Origin of the sequence: uncultured Bacteroides sp., assembly GCF_905207245.1 — a bacterium.
In the GTDB taxonomy this organism is placed as follows: Bacteria; Bacteroidota; Bacteroidia; order Bacteroidales; family Bacteroidaceae; genus Bacteroides.
On sequence record NZ_CAJLKP010000092.1, the window covers coordinates 1 to 23,156 of the forward strand.

Consider the following 23,156-nt stretch of genomic DNA (forward strand, 5'->3'; position numbering starts at 1 on the left):
TGCTTCCATATGAATTTCTAATTTTAGAAGTGTCAACTTATTCAGTACACTACAGTGTTTCATTGTTTATTTCCCGTAATCATCGTACATCATCAACAAGTGCGATGAACTCCAACTAAAGTGCGGTGCTTTCAATCGTTCTCCGGTATGCGTACCGTAGTTTTCGTGAATGGGTGCTCCTTCTTTCAGTCCGCTCAAACGGTCGAATACCTGCAAAGTATATTCATCGGCCAGTTTCTTATAGCCGTAGTTTCTCAGTCCGCGAATAGCGAAATAAGTCTGGTCCAGCCAGATGGGACCACGCCAGTAGCCGCGCGGGTTATATTTGGGATTATCTGCGGCAATGGTCGGGAAGGGGATATATGTGGAGAACTTCGCGGTGTCTTGCAGCATGGGTAACATGCTATCTACCTGTGACTGGGTCGCAATCTGTGTCCACAGCGGAGTATAGGCTTCGCAACCCGGTTCCTCGATGAAGGAACCATCTTTCAGTCGGCGGTCGAAGAAGAAATTGAGCTGTTTGTCGAAGAAGTAGTCAGCTACTTTGTCGCTATAGTCGGGACCGTCGAAAGCCACGTTGAGCAGTCCGGCAAACTTCTTCAGCAGTTTACATTCCAGTGCCAGGTAGGCGTTTAGGTCTACGCTTTCCTGATCCATACTCCAGGCATCATCGGCTCCGTCGTTCTTCAGCATCACAGCATCGTCGAAACGGATGGCATTATCCATGCCACTTTCCCATGCGGCGGCTTCCAGTGTGCCGTCGGTTGAGCCGTATTCGCACATGCCGTTACGGTTGTGATCGCGTTTGTCGTACCACCATTTGTAATAGGAGAGCAGTTGCGGGTACATTTCAGAAACGAAAGCGGTGTCGCCGGTATGCGTGAAGATTTCATCCACTGCCCAGCATACCAAAGGCGGCTTACTGTCGCGGGCATTGTTTTCCGACGGATCGGTGTAGATGCAGTCGATAACCATGCCGTCCGGTTGCTGATAATCGAACATGGCGCGGATGTTGTTCTTTGCCAGTTCAGGGTCGAACTTGGCGGTTCCGGCACTGAAACGCCAACTGTCCCATGCCCAGAAACCTACAAAGTAGCCTACGGCGTGACTCGGCACGATACCTTCGTGAAGCAGTCCGCCACGATGCGTGCGCCAATTGGAGATAAGGGTGGTGACGGCTTTTACGGCGATACGGTCGTATTCGGGTTTCATGTCCTTGCGCAATATCTTGGCCAGATAGCCTTCCCAGCGTTCGGCATTGGCTTGCAAAGCTTTTTCGGGGTTGTTGAGCAGGGTAGGGATATTCTGCAACCCGGCAGTCATTTCTTTTTCGGAGGTAAAGAAGGAAATGGCTACATGGACGGGATGCTTGGGGCTGTGGACAAGGGCTGTATAGTTGTTGCCCGTTTGGGTAAGTGCCACATCGGGAGTGAATGTTACAGTCACGCTTTCGCCACTGGGGTGGCGGGCGATAACGGAGTTTTGTTCTATGGTGACGGCGACGTCTTTTCCCCATTGGCTACCTGTCAGAAGCAGGTCTTCCGCTTTATCGGACTCTATGCGCAGGAGGGCGGTTGAGGCGTCTGCAAAGTTAAGTCGTTGCGTGATGCTCCCTGCATCGGAGTGGGCGGACATATAGAGCTCGCCAGGGAAGTAGCAGGTAGAGTCGGGAACGAAGCTGGCAGAAGTGTTTCCGGCGAAATCTACTGTGACGGCGGACTGTGCCATCCATTGGCGGCGGAACATATCCAGACTGAACGGACCGCAGAAGCCGTTCACCCATTGTGCTTTTTCGGGCAGGGTGAAGCCCATCCATGAACCGGCGTCTGTGAACCAGCCGTAGCAACGGTGCAGGGTGTCGGGAGTGTAGGCAATATCCAGTATGTTATTGAAGGTGTACCTTTGCTCCGCAGTTTTTTTACTACCGGAAGTGCAGGCGGTGAGGCCTGCAACCAGTAGCGTAAAGCAAATGATGTGTATAAACTTGTGTTTCATATTTCTTGATTATTATGAATTTAATGTTAGAACCAGCACTTATGCGCCTGTTCTGCTGCATCATCCTTAGCTCCGAGTGGCAGTAGCGTGAAGCTGTACTTCCATTCGTGCGGTGTGATGGTATATTCCGGGTGCACTTGCGCTCCCCATGTATTATCACCACCTACGCCCATCTGCTTGTGGTCGATATTCAGCCAAACCATATCTTTCTTCACTATGCTTCCTCCGTGGCGGCGTTCCACTTGGGAAGGGCGGTACTCGATATCTTCCATCGGGAAGTTCCAGGCACTGATACTTAGCGGTTCTTCTCCCGTAACGAGCAAACCGTCACCATCGGCATTGCGCAGTGCCACCCAACGTACATCGCAATGATTAGCTGTTTCCTGAGCACGCACATACGGATGAAACTGTTCCCAAACCGTCGCACTGTACAGTCCTACCAATGCTCCTGTCTTCCGGTCTGCATAGTTTTCCTGTGGTCCGCGTCCCAGCCAGGACATCCTTTCATATTCAGCCGGAAGTATCATGCGCATACCCAGACGAGGCATTTCGTTCAACGCCTGTTTACCTGGAGTAAAGTGCATGCTCACACGGACTGCACCGTCAGGATGAATATCATATATTGTTTGCAGTTTCGAGTCTTGTGCTTCCATCTTATAGGTAGCGGTAAGGGTAACTTTCTGTTGATTTTCCGTTATATCCAGGTTCTCCAGTTGGGCATCCTGTCCGGCAGTCTTCCAAGTGAGACAACGGTACAGATGTCCGTTCGGAATATCATTATCCGTCAGAGGACGCCAGAAGTTGGGTTGCAGACCTTCTTTTATTAGATTCTTTCCATTGTAACTCAACGCCGTCATTTCACCGCTTTGAGCCGAGAAAGCTATCCGGAAGTTGTTTCCTGTCAGAGTGATGGCGTCACTGTTACGGTCTACGGTCAGTTTGCCATTAGCCGGTTGAATGGCTTTTGCAGCAGGAACGGAAGGTAATATCCATTGTTCGATGCTGGCCTCGTGTCCTTTTGGAATCAACGGCGCTTCGTTTTTGGTGAATGCGCGCAGGGTAAGGAAGTATTCTTTGCCATCGGCAGGCAATGCTTTTAGAGGCAGTTCGATGTTGGCAGAGCTTCCCGGTGCGATTGCAGGGAAATCCATTTCGCCGCTTTGCACTGCTTTTCCGTCACATTCCACCGCCCAGCGCAGGGTATATCCTTCCAGACCGATGAAGTCGTGCCAGTTGGTAACCTTTATTTTATTAGGTGTGAAGGCAACCGGCTCAAAATGGATATATTGAAGTACCTTCTTCACCTCATAGATATGCGGGTGAGGAGTGCGGTCGGCAGCTACCAGACCGTTAGCGCAGAAGTTGGAGTCGTTGACGATGCCTACAAATCCCATGTCTCCACCGAAAGCCCAGATGTCGTGGTTATCCTTATCTTTGATAGCAAATGTCTGGTCTACCCAGTCCCAGATGAAGCCGCCTTGCAACTGGTCGTACTTATAAATCAAATCCCAGTAATCCTGGAAGTTCCCTACACTGTTGCCCATGGCATGAGCGTATTCACACATAATCATAGGACGCTTGTCGCGCTGATTGATATGGCGGCGCAACGACCAGATGCGTGCATACATCGGGCAGTAGATGTCACTCTTGGCATCATAACCGCCACCTTCGTATTGCACCGGGCGAGTGGAATCTACCTTTTTCGTGTAATCGTATAAGGTTTCGAAATGTTTACCATAGCCGGACTCATTACCCATAGACCAGGTGACGATAGCTGTGCAGTTACGGTCGCGCGCAATCATACGGCTCATGCGTTGCATGAAAGGAAGTTCCCAATCCGGATAATTGGCCAGTGTGCCATCCTTGTGGTCTTGCATGCCATGGCTTTCGATGTTGGCTTCATCCACCATATACAGGCCGAATTCCGTGCAGAGCTCATACCATGCATAGTTATTTGGATAGTGGCAGTTGCGCACACCGTTCAGATTGAATTGCTTCATCAACTGAATATCGTGTATCATGGAAGCTACGCTGATGGTACGTCCTTTGTGCGGATCGTGTTCGTGACGGTTCACTCCCTTAAAGAGCACTGCTTTCCCGTTAATCATCTGCATGCCGTTGCGCATCTCCACCGTGCGGAAACCAAAAAGCTGGGTGAAAGATTCCAACGGCTTTCCTTGTGCATCGAAGGTGCTGACTACCAGTGTATAGGTATTGGGCGTTTCAGCATTCCATGCACTTGCATCCGGGAAAATCTGTTGCTGGCTAAATAAAGTATCCGTAGGAGAAGAGACGGTTTTCTTCTGGTTATAAATCACTTTTCCTGCATCCAGCACTTTTACTTCAACGGTTTCTCCCGCCTTCGGCTGATGGAGGATGACATCCAGGTTGAGTTCTCCGTCTTTATAGTCATTTATCAGTTCGGCAGTCATCCGGAAGTCGCGCACGCGGCTTTGCGGACGGGCGTAGAGATAAACATCACGCTCAATGCCGCTGTATTTCCAGTAGTCCTGTCCTTCAAGGTAAGAGCCGTCGCTGTAACGGAATACCTTGACGGCAAGTTTGTTGCTGCCCTTTTTCAGAAGTTTCGTGATGTTGAAGTGAGACGGCAGGCGGCTGTCTTCGGCATATCCGGCAAGTTCGCCGTTCACCCATACGTAGTAGGCGGATTCCACTCCTTCAAAGTCGAGGAAGATATCCATACCTTCCCAACCACCGGGAACTGTGAACTCGCGGATGTAAGCTCCCACCGGATTGTAATCGGCAGGCACATACGGAGGATTGGCAGGAAATGGATAGCGGGTATCCGTATAGATAGGTGCATCGAAGCCTTGCAGTTCCCAGCTTCCGGGAACTTCTATTTTGCTCCACTTCCGGGTGTTGTATCCCGGTTTGTGGAAGTCTTTGGGACAAAGTTCGTTGTTCTTTGAGAACAGGAACTTCCAAGTACCGTCCAGCGAGATGCGGCGTTCGGTGGCAGGATTTACGTTGAAACGTACATCCGCAGGCAGGGAGTGTTGCTTCAGGGCGTTGGCCTCATTCGTAAACGGAATGAAGTGCGCATGCATCGGCTCTCTGTTTATCTCATTGACTTGCGGGTTCTGCCACGGCTCATTGTCGGCAAGCATATTACTGCAAATCAGTAAGGCGGAGATGAAAGAATATAATTTAAGTTTCATGATATCAATCAGATTAAGTGTTTATATCGAACAAAACAGGGTCACAAGAAACGGGACACTGAAATCGACCACGAACCCGTGGAAGATGGAAACAACTACAAATTGTTGTCCGGCCGTTCGTGTAATGATGGGCAGTGTGGTGTCCATCGTGGTTGCACCTCCGGCTGAGATGGGGGCGAGGTTGCCGAACCAGCGCACTAGCAACGGTGCAGCCAGCAATGTCAGTATCTCGCGGCTGATATTGGCGAGCAGTGCGATGGTTCCCAATTCGGCTCCTTTATATTCGGTGATGAAGATACTGGAGAGTGAGTAGTAGCCAAAGCCCGAGCCTACAGCCAGGCAATCCGTCAGGGAACGGTGTGTCAGTATCAGGCTGACTGCGGCAGAACCTGCCAGCGTACCCAGAATGGTCATGATAGGCAGGAATATCAACCGTGGATTGAGTGAACGGAAGTTTTTCAACGTTTGCGGGTCGTTGCCTACACTTAGCCCTACACTGAACATCAGTGCGCAAAGTGCATAAAAGCTGACTTTACTATCTATTACTATATCGATAGGTATCAGGTGAAAGACTCCGCAGAGTGTTCCCAGCACAAAAAAGCCGACTATGATGAGACTCCCTTTCATGCCCGGCCTCCTTTCCGTTTGTATAAAGTTCTCCACAATGCCCAGGCAGCAATCACGCTTCCCAAAGTTCCGCCTATGGTGAGTATGACGGCTTCGAGCCCGATGGTATGAAGTCCTTTGATAATCTGTTCGTTTCCTCCCACTTCAATACCCAGTATGAAGAGGAGTAACCAGATGAGCACTGTAATGACTTTGTGGATTCCGCTCAGATTCCGTTTCCGTAAGAGGTAGCCCAGCAGCATTCCTGTGAGCATTAGTCCGATGATTGTAAACATATCTATGTCGTTTTTGAGGGCAAAGATAGTGCAAACCGAAAGCAGAAGCAAGCAAGCTTGTTTATGCTGGGGTGCAGCCTATTTTCGCAAATGCAAAGATAAAGCTTTTAAAGGTAAATAAGGCGGCATCGCCGCAGGCAAACGCCGCCCTATTTTGGTATATTTAAAGAGAGGATTATTCTTCAGTTCCTTCTGCAGTGTTGTTTAGCGCAGGGTTTGCGTTGATTTCCCACAAAGGAATCGGGAAGAAGTTGTGCTTACCTTCCGAAAATCCGCGTTTGCCCAGCACCTCGCTCAGTTTGCCCCAGCGGCGCAGGTCGTACCAGCGGTAGCTTTCCAGCGGGAACTCGATGATGCGTTCATGTTCTATTTGAGCCTGTACTTCGGCTTGTGACGTTCCTTTCATAGCAGGCATTTTTCCGTGCTTGGCTCTGATTTCGTTAATCAGAGGAATGGCTTGTTCGGGATGCCCTTGCTTGTTCAGTACTTCGGCTTTCATCAACATCACGTTGGCATAGCGCATCAAAGGAATGTTGAACGGACAGTAGTCGCTCAGTTCCTCATATGTTTCCGGAGTGAAGCGGCGGAAGTTGGGGCGATCGTATACATCTTTCACGCCACCATGAGATTCCAGATATTTGTCTGTGTCTTCTCCTGTCGGGATATCGATGACATTGCCGTTTGCATCCACATACTTCTTATTCTCGTTCTGTCTCCATCTCCAGAAACACTCGTCGTAAGTGAACTCTCCAAAAATCAGTTCGCCGTTATCAGCGTCGTTGAAGTAGTCATCCTTGAAGTAAATTGTATTATAAAGACGTTGGTCGTATAACCCGTCCGATGTCTTTCTGCCTTCTTTCTTGTACTCTTCCACCAGACGGGCGCTGGGCAGGATTTCGTCCCAACCGCCAATCTCAGAGCAGGCAATGAAACAGTGTACGTATGAGTAGTAGCTAGCGCCGTTGTCAGTGTTGGCAGAATATTGCAACTCGAAGATGGATTCCGGGCAATTCTTGTTCTTGCCGTTGAACATTTGCAGCATCTTGTCGCTATCTACCAGTTCGTAGCCTTGCACTGCATTCAGGGCCTTCAGGGCTGCTGTTAAGTGGGCCGACTCATTGGCTGGTTCTTCATAAGCACGTGTTAGGTAGGCAAATCCCAGATAGGCATTGGCTGCTCCCGAAGTGGCGCGACCCAGTTCCGATCCGGGGCGTGTGGCAGGCAATGCAGTGGCTTGCGACAATTCGCTTATTACAAGTTCCCAGCAAGTCACCCGGTCGCTCAATGGCTTGTTCAGGTCGACTGCATCCGAAATGTAGATGTCGCGCAGGATAATCTTCTCCCAGTTCAGCAACAGCATCATGTGGAAGTAACCTCTCAGAAAATGAGCTTCGGCAATAATCTCTTCGCGTTTGGCTTCGGTGATGTTTTCTGCCGGGATTTTGGGTGCGTACTCCAACACTTGGTTGGTGAAGTTGATACCCCGGTAAAGGTCTTGGTAGTAATAAGAGAACTGTGTATTTCCGTTGGTATAGGTGAAGTTATAGATGTCTGTCCAAGTCTGGTAGTTGTTGGCATCGTTACCTACATCGTAAAGGTCGGTGCGGTAAGCCTCCACTGGCCAGCGCACTTCACTGGTGGCATAGCTGTCACCGTGGTAGAGTTGGGCGTATGCTGAGGCCAAGGTGGCTTCTGCATCTTTTTGATCTCTCCAAAAATTGCCGGTAGTCAGCTTGTCGGGAGAAGAAACAGTCAGGAAGTCATCACAAGACGTAAAAGCCATTGCGAGACACATACTTGCTATATATAGAACTTTTTTCATATCGTTTCTTTTATATTGAGTTAAACATTAAAATGTAAGCTGTGCACCCACGGTGTAGGAGCGGGTAAACGGATAGATGTATCTGTCTACACCGGAGTTCAGTGGGCTGCTGGTCGAGAATTCCGGGTCTACGCCGGAGTAACCGGTAATGGTGAACAGATTGTCACCGCTGATATAGAAGCGGAGCTTTTCTATTTTCACTTTCTTCAGCAGAGATACGGACAGTGTATATCCGATTTGGGCCTGGCGCAAGCGGACGAAACTGCCATTCTCCAGGAAGCGTTCGCTTTCGCGGGAGTTACCGTTGGGGTCGCCGTTCACGGCACGTGGAATGTCGGTATGTGTGTTCTCCGGTGTCCAGGCATTGGTTACGGTGCTCAGCATGTTGATAGGAGCATTCATGGATTCATAGAAGTAGCGGTTACCGTTGTAAATCTTATGCCCGAATACACCGCTCAAACTGAAAGAGAGGTCGAAACCCTTGTAAGAAGCGGAGAAATTGAGGTTGGTCTCGAATTTAGGGATACCTGTTCCGCAGTATTCTTTGTCATCTTCGTCGATGACACCGTCACCGGTTATATCTTTGAAGCGGATGTCACCGGCTTTTGCGTTGGGCTGGAGGCGTTCTCCTTTATCGTTCACGTAAGCTTCAGCTTCCGCATCGCTTTGGAAGATGCCGTCTGTGCGGTAGAGGTAGAAGCCGCTGATAGGCTTGCCTTCTTTGGCGTATGCCGGGATATGGTCGGTGTCGTACAGCAGACCGGTAGCGGGCAGTGCTTGTCCTTTGTCTGCCAGTTCCACTACTTTATTCTTGGTGGTGGAGAAGTTGAAGCCCACGTTGTATTCAAAGTCCTTGATCTTGTCGGTCCAGTTCACTTCCAGTTCCACACCGTTGTTGCGAATCTTGCCCACGTTCAGAATGGGATTCTCGTAGCCGGCAGAGGGAGAGAGGCGCTTGGTAATCAGCAAATCTTCCGTCTGGTTGATGTAGTAGTTGATGCTACCTGTCAGTTTGTTGCTGAGCATGCCAAAGTCGAAACCGATGTTTTTAGTGTCCGTAGTTTCCCATTTCAGACCGCGGTTTTCCATAGTCCATGAAGCAGAACCCGGCCAGGCGTTGCCACCTTGTATGTAGCCGCCGTAACGATTGTTGCGAGACAGAATCAAGGCCTGGAAATCATAATATCCCAAAGCGTTTTCGTTGCCGAGGCGTCCCCAACTGGCACGGAACTTCAAACTGTTGATGAAGAAATCTTTCGGATAGAAGGCTTCTTCACTGATTCTCCAGCCTACAGCTACAGAAGGGAAGCAACCCCAGCGGTTGTTCACACCAAATTTGGAAGAACCGTCGTAGCGCATGGTGGCCTGGATGAGGTAACGGTTGTCGTAGTTATAGTTCACGCGTCCGAAGAAAGAGGCGCGGTTATATTTGTATTTTTCGCCATCACCGTAGAACGTTCCTCCGATACCTGCATCCACTGTATCAAAACTCGGGTCGAGGAAACCGGCTGCCTCGTCCTTGGTGGCCAGGTTGCCGTTGGCATCAATGTAGTATTTGGTAGACTTACCGGTTACACCTACGCCATTATCGGTGTATTTGGTGGAAGTGATAGAAGAACCGGCCATTATATTCAAACTGTGCTTGTCGAAATCTTTATTGAAAGTCAGCACGTTGTCAATGGTTTGCTCTTCCCAATAATAAGTTCCTTCGTAGTGCTCAGGATAGTTGTGGGGACTTTGTGCATTAGAAATGTAATCCGGATTATGCTCCACGTAACGGTAGTGCAAGCCACGGTAGGCATAGCTGGTCTTGAAGTTCAGCCAGGGAGCGAGCTTCACACCCAGTGATACGTTGGCATTGGTATAGAACTTCTTGGTAGCGGCTTCGTTGTAGACGTGGTCGGCCATCACGTTATTGTTGGTTGGCAATCCGAGTGATTGCGTCAAGGCAAAGCCGTATTTCTCATTCTCGTCATAAACGGGAAGCAACGGAGAAAGACCGTACATTTCACGCAAACTGTACTGTGGCTGTTTGCTCTTGGTATAGCGGAAGCTCAAGTTGGCATCAATGTCGAAGATGTATTTGCTCATGTGCATTTTCATGCGAGCATTGTCCTGGCGGAAGTTATTGCCCAGAAAGATACCCTTGTCGTCAGCATGGTTATAGGACACGGAATATTGTGCCGTTTCGCTGCCACCGCGCACACTGAACATATAGTTTTGGGATAAACCGTCGCGAAGCATCAGATCCTGCCAGTCTGTGTCTATGCCCGTATCGCTGGTGCAATAGGCGGGAACCGGCTTGCCTGCATTCTCGAACATGGTTTTGATCGTATTCTTATACTGCTCCGCATTGGTCATTTCCAGTTTGTTGGCTACAGTAGTCATGCTCAAGTATGTATTGAAATCAATGTGTGTTTCACCTTTCTTACCATTTTTGGTAGTGATGATGATTACTCCATTGGCTGCCACTGAACCGTAGATAGCGGCAGCAGCACCATCTTTAAGTACTTCCATGGATTGGATATCTTGCGGATTAACATTATCAATATCTCCGGGGAAACCATCGATAATATAAAGTGGCTCATTGCTGCCGAAAGATTTTACACCACGAATCTTGACAGAAATACCTGCACCTGCGTTACCGCCGGCCTTCATAATATTTACACCGGCAATTTTTCCTTGTAATGCTTCGGCAGGATTGGTTGTAGCACGCTTGGTCAATTCTTCTGTATCAACTGAAGAAATGGCTCCGGTCATATCACTTTTCTTCATTGTACCATAACCGATAACAACTACTTCGTCCAGCATCTCAGTGTCATCTTTCAGAGTTACTTTCAATACCTTCTGTCCATTCAAAGGAATCTCTTGAGCTACATAGCCCACATAAGAGATTACCATTGTCGCATTAGGAGCAACAGTCAGTGCAAAGTTACCGTCGATGTCGGTAATGCAACCATTGGTTGTACCTTTTTCCAAAACACTGGCGCCAATGAGAGTTTCTCCTTTGGTGTCGGTTACTGTACCGGTTAATTGGATGGTTTGTGCTAAAGAACTTAGCGGTACCAAACATGTAATGAGCAAAGTGAGTAAGAAAACTCTTTGCAATTGGAAATACTTTTTACTCATGTGTATAATGATTTAATGTTAATGTATGTATTGCTGTAGTTAATAGCTTGTTACTGTATATGAGATATCTCCATACATTTCTTTATTAAATTTGAAATCTTGTGGATTCCACTCTAGTTTGGGTGCAAAAGTCTTTGTAAGTACAATTGTATCATTTACGTTATTGTTGACATATAAAGTTGTAGTGGCTTTGATTAAAGTATTATAATTTATTCCAGCATCTCCATATAGGTTTACATGCTTGGCGTTGGGTATAAATAATATACGTGGAATAGTGACAGGCTCTGGACCTGTTTGTTTAGGAGTTTCTATCTGAAATTTATCATAATAGTTCGTGATTTCATAATAATTTTCATAAATGAGATTGCCTTTTCCACTTGTGATAGAAAATTTAGATCCTTCAGCGAGGCTGCCATGAGGGTAATTTTCAACTTCTTTAGGTAATGGATCTGTAGAATAACATCTTAGATTACAATTGTATGAGCTTAAGCAGTTTATAATATCAGGATTAATTACGTAATCGTATTTATAATTTGTTCCTTGTAACTGATCTCCTTGCATTTTCCATAAGTGAAATATTGTAGGTTTATGTTCTCCCCATGAAAGTAACTTTGCTGTTGTCATAAAATATATTGTAGGCTGTTCACTCAAATTCCATACCCCTAATGTAATACCCAATGCAGACTTAGAGAGATTAAGATTAGCTGGGACAAGCCCGCCTGTAACTTCAGTGTTGATTGTTCCTGATATTTCTGCTGTTCCATTAGTTGTGAATTGCAAGTCGTAATTTAGAGCTTGTTCTTTGTTGAAACGTCCAATAAATGAACTAAATAGCTGATTTATTCCTCCTTTAACAATAGCCGATACTCCTCCTTTTACAATGTCACCAGCAGCATTTAAAACCTTTGTTGCGAATTTTTTATCTTGAGCTTCTTTTTTCAGAAAAGATAGTGCTTCATCTCCAGCGGCTTTTGCCAGACCCTTTATTGGACCACTAGTGGGATTGGACGAAGTTGTAGTAACAATTGTTCCTTTAGAAGAAGAACTAAAACTTCCAGTTAATTTGATTTCTGAGCTTGTTCGGCTTACAGGATTAACCGTTAATTCTCCATTAATAAATTGAGGATCATAGGCTAACTCTACTTGAAAACAGTTCCAACCTTGTACAAATCCTTTAGCATCAGTTGATGTTATGTTAGTACAATATAGATCTTGTGTTTGATAAATTCCATTGATAGGATCAGCAATCTCTCCTGTAAAAGCAAATAATTTTTGTGGTACATCTATATGTAGATGCCAGATACCATAGTTGGATTGCGCAGCACCGTTACTTAAATAGTAAAATACTTTGAGTACTCCTGTGTATTTATTATAGAAAAACATATAATTATTATTGTTTCCCCAATTACCGTTAACGGTATATTTTAATAGCATCCATCCATTTTCGGCTTTGATATCACGTCTAACTTGTGCGGGAATGTTGGATGATACTATAGTATTGGCCCAAGGTACTGCAACAGAATCTTGTCCTATAACTCCGGAAGATAGCCTAACTTTTTGCCATTCTTCCCAATTAGGAATAGTAGCACTTCTTGTTTTAGCGAAAAGAGAATAAGGATAGATTCCATCTGTGATAGGTTCTATCTCCTCGAAAACCTGAGCCGATGTCTCAGTTGTTTTCAGGATTTCATCATTGCAACTATAGAAGAAGATTGCAGTGACAAGCATCAATAAAATTTTAGTGTTCATTTGAATTGATTTTTAAGGTTAATAAAAATGTTTTTCAGCCACAAATAAATGAATATAGTTAGCAGAAAACTAAATATTAACCACTACAAACGAACTACAAAGAGCTTTATTTGTGGATTGTTTAATCTACAGATGCAATCGTAAGATGGTGATATTTAGAGGAAAACTTGGTTTGTGCTATCTACAAAATAGCAAAATGGATTATGGCAGATTAGAAATCTCTAAATTTCTTTTAAATATTCAGTTAGGTCTTTTTCTGTTGGTAAGTTTAATGATTTGCGCAATCTGTAGCGGTTCATATTGATTGTCTTGGGACTGTTACCGCTAATCATGGAAATTTCTTTCGTTGACAGGTTGACGCGTAGCATGGTAGATAGATATTTCTCGCCTTGTGTCAGGTTCGGATGTTTCTTTGTCAGTCTCTCAATGAATTCCTGATTCTTTTCCTCAATATTCAGTAATAACATATTATTGGTCTTGTCTCCGCTTTGGTATTGACTGATATAGGCATTCACTTTTTTCAGGTGGGGGATAAGTGCTTGATTATCCATTTTGTATCCTTCCTTAATCATTTCGCGTATTTTGTCCAGTAATTCGTTGCGGCTTCTCAGGAAGACGGCAAAGCTGGTTACTTCTTGCTGGCTACTGTCTAGTGCATTCTGTATACTCTGTAGTTCCAACTCTTGTTGGTGCAGTTTCAGTTCGGATAATTCGCGTTGCGACAACTCTAATTGATAGCGGGCTTCTATCAGTTGAAGGCCTTTTCTGCGCTTATACCATTTATATAAGAAGATGCTGAAAGCTAATCCAAGGACAAGTACACTGCCTAAAAGCCATAAATTGCGTTTCAATAGTTCGATTTTATAGGTTTGCTCCTGCATCTCAGTAGCATATTTCTGGTCTTGATATCTTTTATAAGAGATTTCCTGTTCAATGTTGCGCAGCTTGTTGCTGCTTTGCAGCTCTTTACTCAAAGCATACATCTGGCTGAGGCGGGTGTAGGCCTGTTTATAGTCACCTATGGCGGCATATACCCACGATGAATATTCATAATTATCACAGATCAGCTCTTTGGCACCAATGTTACGGGCATATTCATAGGCTTTCTGTAAGGCTTCCAGAGCTTTGGAGTATTGTTCGCTGAAATAATACTGTTTGCCCATATTATTATAGTTCTCACCCAACGACCATTGCGCATCCAGATTCTTATTAATGGCAATTGCTTCCTGTATGAGGGATAACTTCTCTTCTGTATTCCCCTGATATAGGCAAAGATTATTCAGGTTGGTTGCAATTTCTTTCAGGTTCCTCTGGGCACGGTTGATTACTAATGCCCGTTGGAGAAATCTTTCGGCCACCAGAAATTCGTCGAGCAGATAGTGCATGACTCCGCGTTCGTTATAGCATCCGGCCACCGAAGCTGAATCTCCTAAAGCTTTGAAGATAGAAGTTGCTTTGTCATTCAGTTCGATACCTTTGTTATAATCGCCCAACTTGCTGTAAACGCGCCCCATGAGGGAATAGAGTTGAGCCGTCTGTCGTTTATTTGCGGGGTTGATGTATCTTTGTGTATCGTATAGATTCTTGATGCTCAGGTCGAAGTTGCCTAATAATTGTTCTGCCTGACTATGCAGAATCATGGCTTGTGTACGAATCTCATTAGGTTGGTCTTCAGGAAACAGGGCGGCAGCTTGGGTTGCATAATAGGAGGCTTGTTTAGGATTACTGAATAGAGTATTCCGAGCTTGTTCAAGTAGAGCCTTGGCTTGTTTTATATCTTGGGCTTGTAAGGGAGTTACAGTTAGCGAAAGAACTGCAAGTATTAGATACAGAGCTTTTTTCATGGTATAGTCTTATTTCTGCAAATGTAATTATTTTCCTTTAAAACTTCGGTTTGCCTTCAAAAAGATTTATCTTTGTGTCTCTAAATTATTAGTGCGATGCTGTTACCTTACTTAAACAAAGACTTGATAGAAGCCGGTTGTGATGAGGCTGGACGTGGTTGTCTGGCAGGAGCTGTGTATGCCGCTGCCGTTATCCTTCCCAAAGATTTCAAGAACGAATTGCTGAATGACTCCAAGCAACTGACGGAACATCAGCGCTATGCCTTGCGTGAAGTGATTGAGAAAGAAGCACTGGCTTGGGCCGTCGGTATTGTATCCCCTGAAGAGATTGATAAAATAAATATCCTGAACGCCTCTTTCCTTGCCATGCATCGCGCGGTGGACCAGTTGAAGATGCGTCCGGAACATCTTTTGATTGATGGTAACCGCTTCAAGAAATATCAGGACCTGCCGCATACAACGGTAGTCAAGGGTGATGGCAAATACCTTTCTATCGCTGCCGCCTCCATCCTTGCCAAGACCTATCGTGATGACTATATGAACCGCCTGCACGAAGAATTCCCTTATTACGATTGGGGTCATAACAAAGGCTATCCCACCAAGAAACATCGTGCAGCCATTGCCGAACACGGAACTACCCCTTATCACCGCATGACATTCAATTTGTTGGGTGACGGGCAGTTGGCATTGGATTTTAAATAGTTATTCTATCGCTTCATCCAGATCAATAAACAGGAATTGGTTCTTGTCGTTTAGTAACAGAAGTTTGTTGTCAATTACCCGTCCCTTTTTAAAATCCGTTTCCAAGTGGGCTACAGGCATTCCCATTTCGTGGATAAACCAGTAATCTCCACGATTGCCGATGCACAAATAGTCTTTCAGCCGAATACTGGGACTGTAAATGTATTCCCGTTCGTAGGTATTTCTGATATTTAAATCCTTGTCTACCTCGTAGATTATTCCCTGGTCATTATACACCAGACAATGTTCTCCATCGAAAGCAAGCGACTGAAAAGCCGTCGTATCTTTGTTTGCCACATAGAGCGTAGTGGGCAGTATAGCTTCCAGTTTCCCGTATTGTTTAGTATCCCAGGGTACAATATTTACGACCGAATCCGTCAGTTCCTGATAAGCCAGTCCATCGTCAAACAACATGAATAGTGCATTGTCAGTACGCAAGGCATCTTCAATCATATCTTTTTTTACGCTGAGTTGGTTAAAGAAGATTTCTTCTCCGTTTTGCAGGTTGTAGCAGGCAATGAACGGACGACCATATTTTCTACGGCTTGCACCTTCGCGCAGCCCGTAACCGTAATTAAGCATAAACAACTTGCCATCTTGTATGAAGAGTTGGGAACGTGAGGCTTTTACATCAGGGAATTCCTTTTGCCACACAACATTGAAGGCTGTGTCCATGCAGGAAATCTGTTGACGGTCCGCCCAATAATAAAGTGAATCCTGAGACAGGATGTTGGAGGTTAATCCCGTGATTGTATTGCTGGCAATGGGGACGTAGCTGTAATAATATCCGCCACCGCTTGCTGCCGCACCGACTGCTGCTCCGGCCACGGCTACCAATCCTTGCAACAGTGCCGCTTTGGTGTCGTGGGCTCCCGGCTTTCCCGGATAAGTTAATAGTTCTCCGGTCATGAAGTCCAGTTTATGCAATGCATCAGCCACAATCAGCCGTTTATTCTGTCCGAGTTCAAGAACCTCATTCCAACCGTATTGGTGTGGTATCTTGTTTTCCCATAGGTCGTTACCGAACTTTAGATTGATAGCGCGTAGTTTGTTGGAGGCGGAAAAGTTATATCCCAGTACCAAGCCCAACGAATCGTCTGTATATACCGGGAATAAGTCTGCCTCCCATCTCTTTTCTCCTGTTTCTTTGCTGAGCAATGAAATCTTACTGCCGATTTCGGTTATTAATACTCCTTCGGAGAGGCAGGTGATGCTTGCTCTGCCAAAGTTAATCGGCTGTTTCCATAGCAACTGACTGCTTTTGGTATCATAAAATCCGATTTCTCCTTTGTTCTTCAGATACTTGCCGCTTTTGGTTGTTTCCCGGAAGCTGACACAGAGATAATCTCCCTTGCTACTCATAGAAAAGGTTTCTACCCGTTGTGGGAAAGTGTAACATTGCGCTGTCAGGTCTGTTCCATCAGTTTTTTTGCCTACAACGATGGTTTCAGATTGTGCATAGGATATTGATGCCGTGAGGGTCAGACATACAAGCGTTAGAATCCTGTGTATTCTCATGTTCATTGACTTATTTGGAGCAAAAATATATATTATTTGTGAAATCCGGTCAAAATGTGATGAAAATACTAAGAACCTGTTTAAAAATGAAGGATTGAATACAGAGACACGGAGACATAGAATTATTTTTCTCTGCGCCTCCGTGTCTCTGTATCTTGAAATATAAAATTCAAATCAACCTCTCGGACTATACCGTTAGAACCATTTGATTTTCCTGAACCAGATAAATGTTCCTGCCGACAGAATGGCTGAAATCAGGATAATGAATATGAAAGCATACGGAAAACCTTCCAGGTGAATATCCACGTTCATTCCATAGAAACTGGCTATCAGTGTCGGTATCATGAGCGTGATAGAAAGACTCGTCATGCGCTTCATGATGGCATTGACATTATTGGAAATAATGGAAGCAAAGGCATCCATTGTACCTGTAAGAATATCGCTGTAGATATTCACTGTGTTGTATGCCTGTTTCAGTTCGATGATAACATCTTCCAATAGTTCCATATCCAGATAGTTGGTATCTTGGAAGATATTCTTCAGCCGCCCGATCATCACTTCGTTTCCACGGATGGAAGTGTTGAAATAAACAAGGGTTTTTTGCAACTTCATCAGACGGAGCAAGTCCTCGTTTCGGATACTCTTCTCCAACTCTTTTTCCGCATTGGCAACATCATTGTTGATTTGTTTCAGGTATTTCAGGAACCAGACAGCAGAGGAATAAATCATCCGCAGGATTAAGTCCAGTTTGTTGTTCACTACGATACCTTTGCGGCGCGTATGCTGGATGAAATCCGAGATAAGTTCCGTTTTATGGTAACACACCGATACGATAATCTCATTATTGGTGATGATGCCGATGGGCACGGTTATAAAAGGGATGCCATGCTGACTGCTCTGCATGGGAATACGCAGAATAGTGAGCAACCAGTTACCTTCCGTCTCTGTGCGCGGACGTTCGTCCGCATCGGCGATGTCTTCCAGAAATGATTCGGGAACTTTCAGTTCTTGGGTAAGGAAATCGAAATCATTGTCATCAGGGCACTCAACGTTTACCCAACTATTGGGCATCCATTGCGACTTTTCTACAAAGCCGGCCTCACAATAAAGATACGTTCTCATCTTATTGCCTCCTTTCTTTAGTACGAACAGAGGCATTGCGAGCAACGTCTCAGTCCGCTTTAATTGTAAATACTATTGCACGTTCGTGGGTTTGAATCGTCCATATTTCTTCTTTTTTGTTTTTTAAAGCGGGACAAAAGTACATAAATCATTTGAAAGAGTACGCATTAACCATGCTTTTTCGTACCTTTGCACCCGGAAAAAACGTTCTTCTCTAAAGAGAACTTTTTTCCTAAGGTTAAGGATTGTACAATTAAAATCAATTAATATTATGAGTAAGAAAGCCCTTTTAATGATTCTTGATGGCTGGGGTATCGGCGATCAAGGCAAAGACGATGTGATTTTCAATACACCCACTCCGTATTGGGACTATCTGTTGGCAACATATCCCCACTCACAACTGCAGGCAAGCGGTGAGAATGTAGGCCTGCCCGACGGACAAATGGGTAACTCGGAAGTGGGACACCTCAATATTGGTGCCGGACGTATCGTATATCAGGACTTGGTGAAGATTAACCGTGCTTGTGCCGACAATAGTATTATGAAGAATCCGGAAATCGTTTCCGCTTTCTCTTATGCCAAAGAAAACGGTAAGAACATTCACTTCATGGGATTGACTTCCAATGGTGGTGTACACAGTTCTATGGATCATCTGTTTAAATTGTGCGACATCTCTAAGGAATATGGAATAGAAAATACATTTATCCACTGCTTCATGGACGGTCGCGATACTGACCCGAAGAGTGGTAAAGGTTTTATCGAAGAGCTTTCTGCTTATTGCGCTAAGTCTGCCGGTAAGATTGCTTCTATCGTAGGCCGTTTCTATGCTATGGACCGCGATAAACGTTGGGAACGTGTGAAAGTGGCTTATGACTTGTTGGTAAACGGTGAAGGTAAAGTCGCTAAGGATATGGTTCAGGCCATGCAAGAATCTTATGATGAAGGCGTAACGGATGAGTTTATCAAGCCGATTGTGAATGGTAACATAGATGGCACAATCAAGGAAGGCGACGTTGTTATTTTCTTCAACTACCGTAACGACCGTGCTAAAGAGTTGACTGTTGTATTGACTCAGCAAGATATGCCCGAACAAGGTATGCACACTATTCCGGGTCTGCAGTATTACTGTATGACTCCTTATGATTCTTCATTCAAGGGTGTTCATATTCTTTTTGACAAGGAGAATGTTCGGAATACGCTGGGCGAGTATCTGGCTGCTCAAGGTAAGACTCAGTTGCACATTGCTGAAACAGAGAAGTATGCACATGTTACTTTCTTCTTCAATGGTGGCCGCGAAGCTCCGTATGATGCAGAAGAGCGTATTCTGGTTCCATCTCCCAAAGTTGCTACATACGACTTGAAGCCGGAAATGAGCGCTTATGAAGTAAAAGATAAATTGGTGGAAGCTATCAACACTCAGAAGTTCGACTTCATTGTCGTGAACTATGCTAATGGTGATATGGTAGGTCATACCGGAATCTACAGCGCTATCGAGAAAGCAGTAAAAGCTATCGACGAATGCGTGAAAGATACAGTGGAAGCTGCTAAATCTAACGATTATGAAGTTATCATTATCGCCGACCACGGTAATGCCGACCATGCTTTGAATGAGGATGGCACTCCGAACACAGCCCACTCTCTGAACCCCGTTCCATTTGTTTATGTAACAGAAAACAAGGCGGCTAAGGTTGAAGATGGTGTTCTGGCAGATGTTGCTCCTTCTATCCTGCATATTCTTGGCATGGTGCAGCCGGCTGAGATAACAGGAAAGGACTTAATTAAAAATTAAGAATTAAAAATTAAAAAATAATGGATAAGGATAATATTATCCATGTTAAATCGTATGCGTTTGCTATTCGTATAGTAAACGCATACAAGTTTTGTCAAATCAATGAAGACCTCCCTTAATAAATAGTTACCAAACGTTTATTTCTCAATTTTTAATTTTCAATTCTCAATTTGTTATGATACAGATAGGTGATGTAGTGGTGAGTTTTGATGTGCTACGTGAGAAGTTTCTTTGCGATTTGAGTGCATGTAAGGGTGCCTGTTGCATTGAAGGCGATGCCGGTGCTCCTGTGGAGTTGGATGAGATAGCGAAACTGGAAGAAGTGCTTCCGGTAATCTGGGATGAACTCTCACCTGAGGCGCGTGCCGTATTAGAAAAACAAGGGGTTGTTTATACAGATTGCGAAGGTGATCTGGTTACTTCTATTGTTAATAATAAAGATTGTGTCTTTACTTGCTATGATGAGAAGGGTTGCTGTTACTGCGCTATTGAAAAGGCTTATCGGGAAGGTAAAACCGATTTTTATAAACCTGTTTCCTGTCATTTGTATCCGATAAGAGTAGGAAACTACGGAGTTTATAAGGCTGTGAACTATAACCGTTGGGATGTATGTAAAGCGGCTGTCTTATTGGGGCAGAAGGAGAACCTTCCGGTATATAAATTTCTGAAAGAGCCTCTGATACGCAAGTTCGGTGAAGATTGGTATGCGGAACTGGAATTGGTGGCAGAGGAAATGAAGAAGCAGAAGATGCTATAAATAAGAGCACAAATTATAAACAAAAGAAAAGCGCCGGTCAACAGGATTCTCCTGTCCGTCCGGCGCTTCTTCGTTGTAAGATGTGAGGTTGGTAAATTGAGAATTGAAAATTATTAAGCATCTATATTTGCATATGTTGCATTCTTCTCAATGAATTCGCGGCGTGGTCCTACATCTTCACCCATCAACATAGAGAAGACGTAATCTACTTCGGCAGCATTTTCAATGCTTATCTGCTTCAGCATACGGTTTTCCGGATTCATGGTTGTACTCCACAACTGTTCCGGGTTCATTTCACCCAAACCTTTGTAACGTTGTGTGTGTACGGCATTTTCTGAACCACCGCCATAGGTGTCGATAAACTTCTGGCGTTGTTGGTCTGTCCAGCAATATTCCTCCACTTTACCTTTCTTGCAGAGGTAGAGGGGCGGGGTAGCAATATACAGATAGCCGTTGCGGATAACCTGCGGGAAGTAGCGGAAGAAGAGTGTCATAATCAGTGTGTCGATGTGAGAACCATCGACGTCGGCATCGGTCATGATAATCACCTTCTTATAACGCAACTTATCTATGTTCGCTTCTTTGCTATCTTCTCCATCCACACCGAAACGTATGCCCAGTGCCTGGATGATGTTGTTTACTTCATCGCTTTCGAACGCCTTGTGCCACATGGCTTTTTCCACGTTCAGAATCTTACCGCGAAGTGGCAGGATGGCCTGGAATCTACGGTCACGGCCTTGTTTTGCCGAACCACCTGCCGAGTCACCTTCGACGAGGAACAATTCGCATTCTTCCGGGTCCTTGCTTGAACAGTCGGCCAACTTACCCGGCATACCACCACCGGACATCGGCGATTTACGTTGTACGGATTCACGCGCTTTACGTGCGGCGACACGCGCCTGTGCAGCCAGAATCACTTTATCCACCACCATTTTAGCTTCCTTCGGATGCTCTTCCAGGTAGTAATTCAGTGCTTCACCCACAGCTTGGTCTACGGCTCCCATGACTTCGCTGTTTCCGAGCTTCGTCTTGGTCTGCCCTTCAAATTGTGGTTCGGCCACCTTGATAGAAATTACGGCAGTCAGACCTTCGCGGAAGTCATCACCTGCAATCTCTACTTTGGCTTTTTCCAACATCTTGTTGTCCTCGGCATATTTCTTCAGCGTACGGGTCAGTGCGCGGCGGAAACCTGCAAGGTGCGTACCACCTTCAATGGTGTTGATGTTGTTTACATATGAGTGGATATTTTCGTTATAAGACGTATTGTACATGATGGCTACTTCCACCGGCGTACCCTGCTTTTCTGTGTTGATGTAGATTACATCATTCACCAGATGTTCGCGGGAAGAGTCGATGTAGCGGACAAATTCCTTCAAGCCTTCTTCCGAATAGAACATTTCCATCTTGGCATTCCCTTCTTCATCTTTCATGCGAAGGTCGGTCAAGGTAATCTTGATGCCTGCATTCAGATAGGCCAACTCGCGCATACGGGAAGCAAGGATTTCGTAATTGTAAACGGTTTCCGTGAAAATGGTACTGTCCGGCCAGAACTGTTGGCGTGTACCGGTGATTTCACTTGTGCCGATTTCTTTCACCGGATATTGCGGGTGACCGCATTCATATTCCTGTTGATAGATTTTTCCGTTACGGAAAACCTGCGTAGTCATATGGGTAGACAGAGCGTTCACACAAGATACGCCTACACCGTGAAGACCACCGGATACTTTGTAAGAACCTTTATCGAACTTACCACCGGCATGCAATACGGTCATAACAACTTCCAGTGCCGACTTTTGTTCTTTTTCGTGAAAGTCAACCGGAATACCACGACCATTGTCTTGTACAGTGATGGAATTATCTTCGTTAATAGTTACTTCAATGTGGTCGCAATAGCCGGCGAGCGCTTCGTCGATAGAGTTATCCACAACTTCATAAACCAAGTGGTGAAGTCCTTTTGTACTAATGTCACCAATATACATCGCGGGACGCTTTCTAACGGCTTCCAAACCTTCCAGAACCTGGATGTTTTCGGCAGAATAGTTCCCGTTATTGGAGTTAATCTGTTCTTCAGTCATAATATAATTTCCTTATTCAAATAACAGAGCAAATATAGTGAAAAATCGTGAGATACGAAACTAAAGCAAGTCATAAATTTCATTCGTTTACAGCTTTTTAGCTTCTCTCAAAGGGCATTGGAATTGGGAAGGAACGGAGGGACAGAAACGCAGAAAGGCTGGACTAAAAAGTCCAACCTTCCGATATATCTTTTGTGTAATATTAATTAGCTTATCCCAGCTTATTAATGTAGAGAGCCAACTTAGACTTCAAGTTGTTAGCCTTGTTCTTGTGGATTACATTGGTCTTAGCCAATTTATCCAACATTTTAGTTACGCCCGGATACATTGCAGTAGCTTCTGCTTTGTCGGTTGTAGAACGAAGCTTTCTAACAGCATTTCTCATGGTTTTACCATAATATCTGTTGTGGAGTCTTCTTGTCTCTTCTTGTCTGATTCTTTTCAGTGATGATTTGTGATTTGCCATCTCGACTAATCTTTTTTAATTCGTTTATTTTTTTAATTGTAGCCCGTGGGGGAATCGAACCCCCCTTT

15 protein-coding genes are annotated in these 23,156 nt (G+C 45.1%); 3 read left to right on the forward strand and 12 right to left on the reverse strand.

The genetic code is table 11. From position 1 onward, the window contains the following. Nucleotides 1–66: 66 nt before the first annotated feature. From QZ135_RS21070 to QZ135_RS21105, 8 genes are all read right to left on the reverse strand, one after another. Nucleotides 67–1,995: a trehalase family glycosidase gene (locus QZ135_RS21070; protein WP_294614143.1), complete on the reverse strand. Its 1,929-nt coding sequence runs from the start codon at nt 1,993–1,995 to the stop codon at nt 67–69. A gap of 26 nt (nt 1,996–2,021) precedes the next feature. Next, nucleotides 2,022–5,174: a glycoside hydrolase family 2 TIM barrel-domain containing protein gene (locus QZ135_RS21075; RefSeq protein WP_294614146.1), complete on the reverse strand. Its 3,153-nt coding sequence runs from the start codon at nt 5,172–5,174 to the stop codon at nt 2,022–2,024. A 21-nt stretch (nt 5,175–5,195) separates the two neighbouring features. Continuing rightward, nucleotides 5,196–5,801, reverse strand: a complete 606-nt coding sequence (locus QZ135_RS21080; protein WP_007660790.1) for a lysine exporter LysO family protein — start codon at nt 5,799–5,801, stop codon at nt 5,196–5,198. Next, nucleotides 5,798–6,076 carry a LysO family transporter gene (locus QZ135_RS21085; protein WP_294614150.1) on the reverse strand — a complete coding sequence of 93 codons (279 nt, stop codon included), beginning with the start codon at nt 6,074–6,076 and terminating at the stop codon, nt 5,798–5,800. The genes QZ135_RS21080 and QZ135_RS21085 overlap by 4 nt, the downstream gene beginning before the upstream one ends. Nucleotides 6,077–6,251: 175 nt before the next feature. Further along, complete coding sequence (locus QZ135_RS21090) at nt 6,252–7,898, reverse strand: RagB/SusD family nutrient uptake outer membrane protein (protein ID WP_294614153.1); 1,647 nt, start codon at nt 7,896–7,898, stop codon at nt 6,252–6,254. Between the two features lie 27 nt (nt 7,899–7,925). Next, nucleotides 7,926–11,027, reverse strand: coding sequence for a TonB-dependent receptor (locus QZ135_RS21095; RefSeq protein WP_294614156.1), 3,102 nt, complete (start codon nt 11,025–11,027; stop codon nt 7,926–7,928). Between the two features lie 39 nt (nt 11,028–11,066). Further along, nucleotides 11,067–12,776, reverse strand: a complete 1,710-nt coding sequence (locus QZ135_RS21100; RefSeq protein ID WP_294614159.1) for a hypothetical protein — start codon at nt 12,774–12,776, stop codon at nt 11,067–11,069. 221 nt (nt 12,777–12,997) lie between these two features. Beyond that, nucleotides 12,998–14,620 (reverse strand): tetratricopeptide repeat protein, encoded by a 1,623-nt coding sequence (locus QZ135_RS21105; RefSeq protein WP_294614162.1) that lies wholly within the window; start codon nt 14,618–14,620, stop codon nt 12,998–13,000. Between the two features lie 96 nt (nt 14,621–14,716). Between QZ135_RS21105 and QZ135_RS21110 the strand changes: the two genes are divergently transcribed. After that, nucleotides 14,717–15,322: a ribonuclease HII gene (locus QZ135_RS21110; RefSeq protein WP_294614165.1), complete on the forward strand. Its 606-nt coding sequence runs from the start codon at nt 14,717–14,719 to the stop codon at nt 15,320–15,322. Here QZ135_RS21110 and QZ135_RS21115 read toward each other — a convergent pair whose 3' ends face one another. After that, nucleotides 15,323–16,879 carry a PQQ-binding-like beta-propeller repeat protein gene (locus QZ135_RS21115; protein ID WP_294614168.1) on the reverse strand — a complete coding sequence of 519 codons (1,557 nt, stop codon included), beginning with the start codon at nt 16,877–16,879 and terminating at the stop codon, nt 15,323–15,325. It abuts the gene before it with no gap. 195 nt (nt 16,880–17,074) lie between these two features. Beyond that, nucleotides 17,075–18,001 carry a magnesium transporter CorA family protein gene (locus QZ135_RS21120; protein WP_294614170.1) on the reverse strand — a complete coding sequence of 309 codons (927 nt, stop codon included), beginning with the start codon at nt 17,999–18,001 and terminating at the stop codon, nt 17,075–17,077. 271 nt (nt 18,002–18,272) lie between these two features. Between QZ135_RS21120 and gpmI the strand changes: the two genes are divergently transcribed. Continuing rightward, nucleotides 18,273–19,790: a 2,3-bisphosphoglycerate-independent phosphoglycerate mutase gene (gene gpmI, locus QZ135_RS21125; protein ID WP_294614173.1), complete on the forward strand. Its 1,518-nt coding sequence runs from the start codon at nt 18,273–18,275 to the stop codon at nt 19,788–19,790. Between the two features lie 175 nt (nt 19,791–19,965). Next, the gene (locus QZ135_RS21130) at nt 19,966–20,547 is read left to right on the forward strand and encodes a DUF3109 family protein (protein ID WP_294614176.1); all 582 of its coding nucleotides are present in this window, start codon (nt 19,966–19,968) and stop codon (nt 20,545–20,547) included. Between the two features lie 113 nt (nt 20,548–20,660). Here QZ135_RS21130 and gyrB read toward each other — a convergent pair whose 3' ends face one another. Then, the gene (gene gyrB / locus QZ135_RS21135) at nt 20,661–22,622 is read right to left on the reverse strand and encodes a DNA topoisomerase (ATP-hydrolyzing) subunit B (protein ID WP_294614179.1); all 1,962 of its coding nucleotides are present in this window, start codon (nt 22,620–22,622) and stop codon (nt 20,661–20,663) included. Nucleotides 22,623–22,833: 211 nt separating this feature from the next. Beyond that, nucleotides 22,834–23,088 (reverse strand): 30S ribosomal protein S20, encoded by a 255-nt coding sequence (gene rpsT / locus QZ135_RS21140; protein WP_009129655.1) that lies wholly within the window; start codon nt 23,086–23,088, stop codon nt 22,834–22,836. Nucleotides 23,089–23,156: the final 68 nt, after the last annotated feature.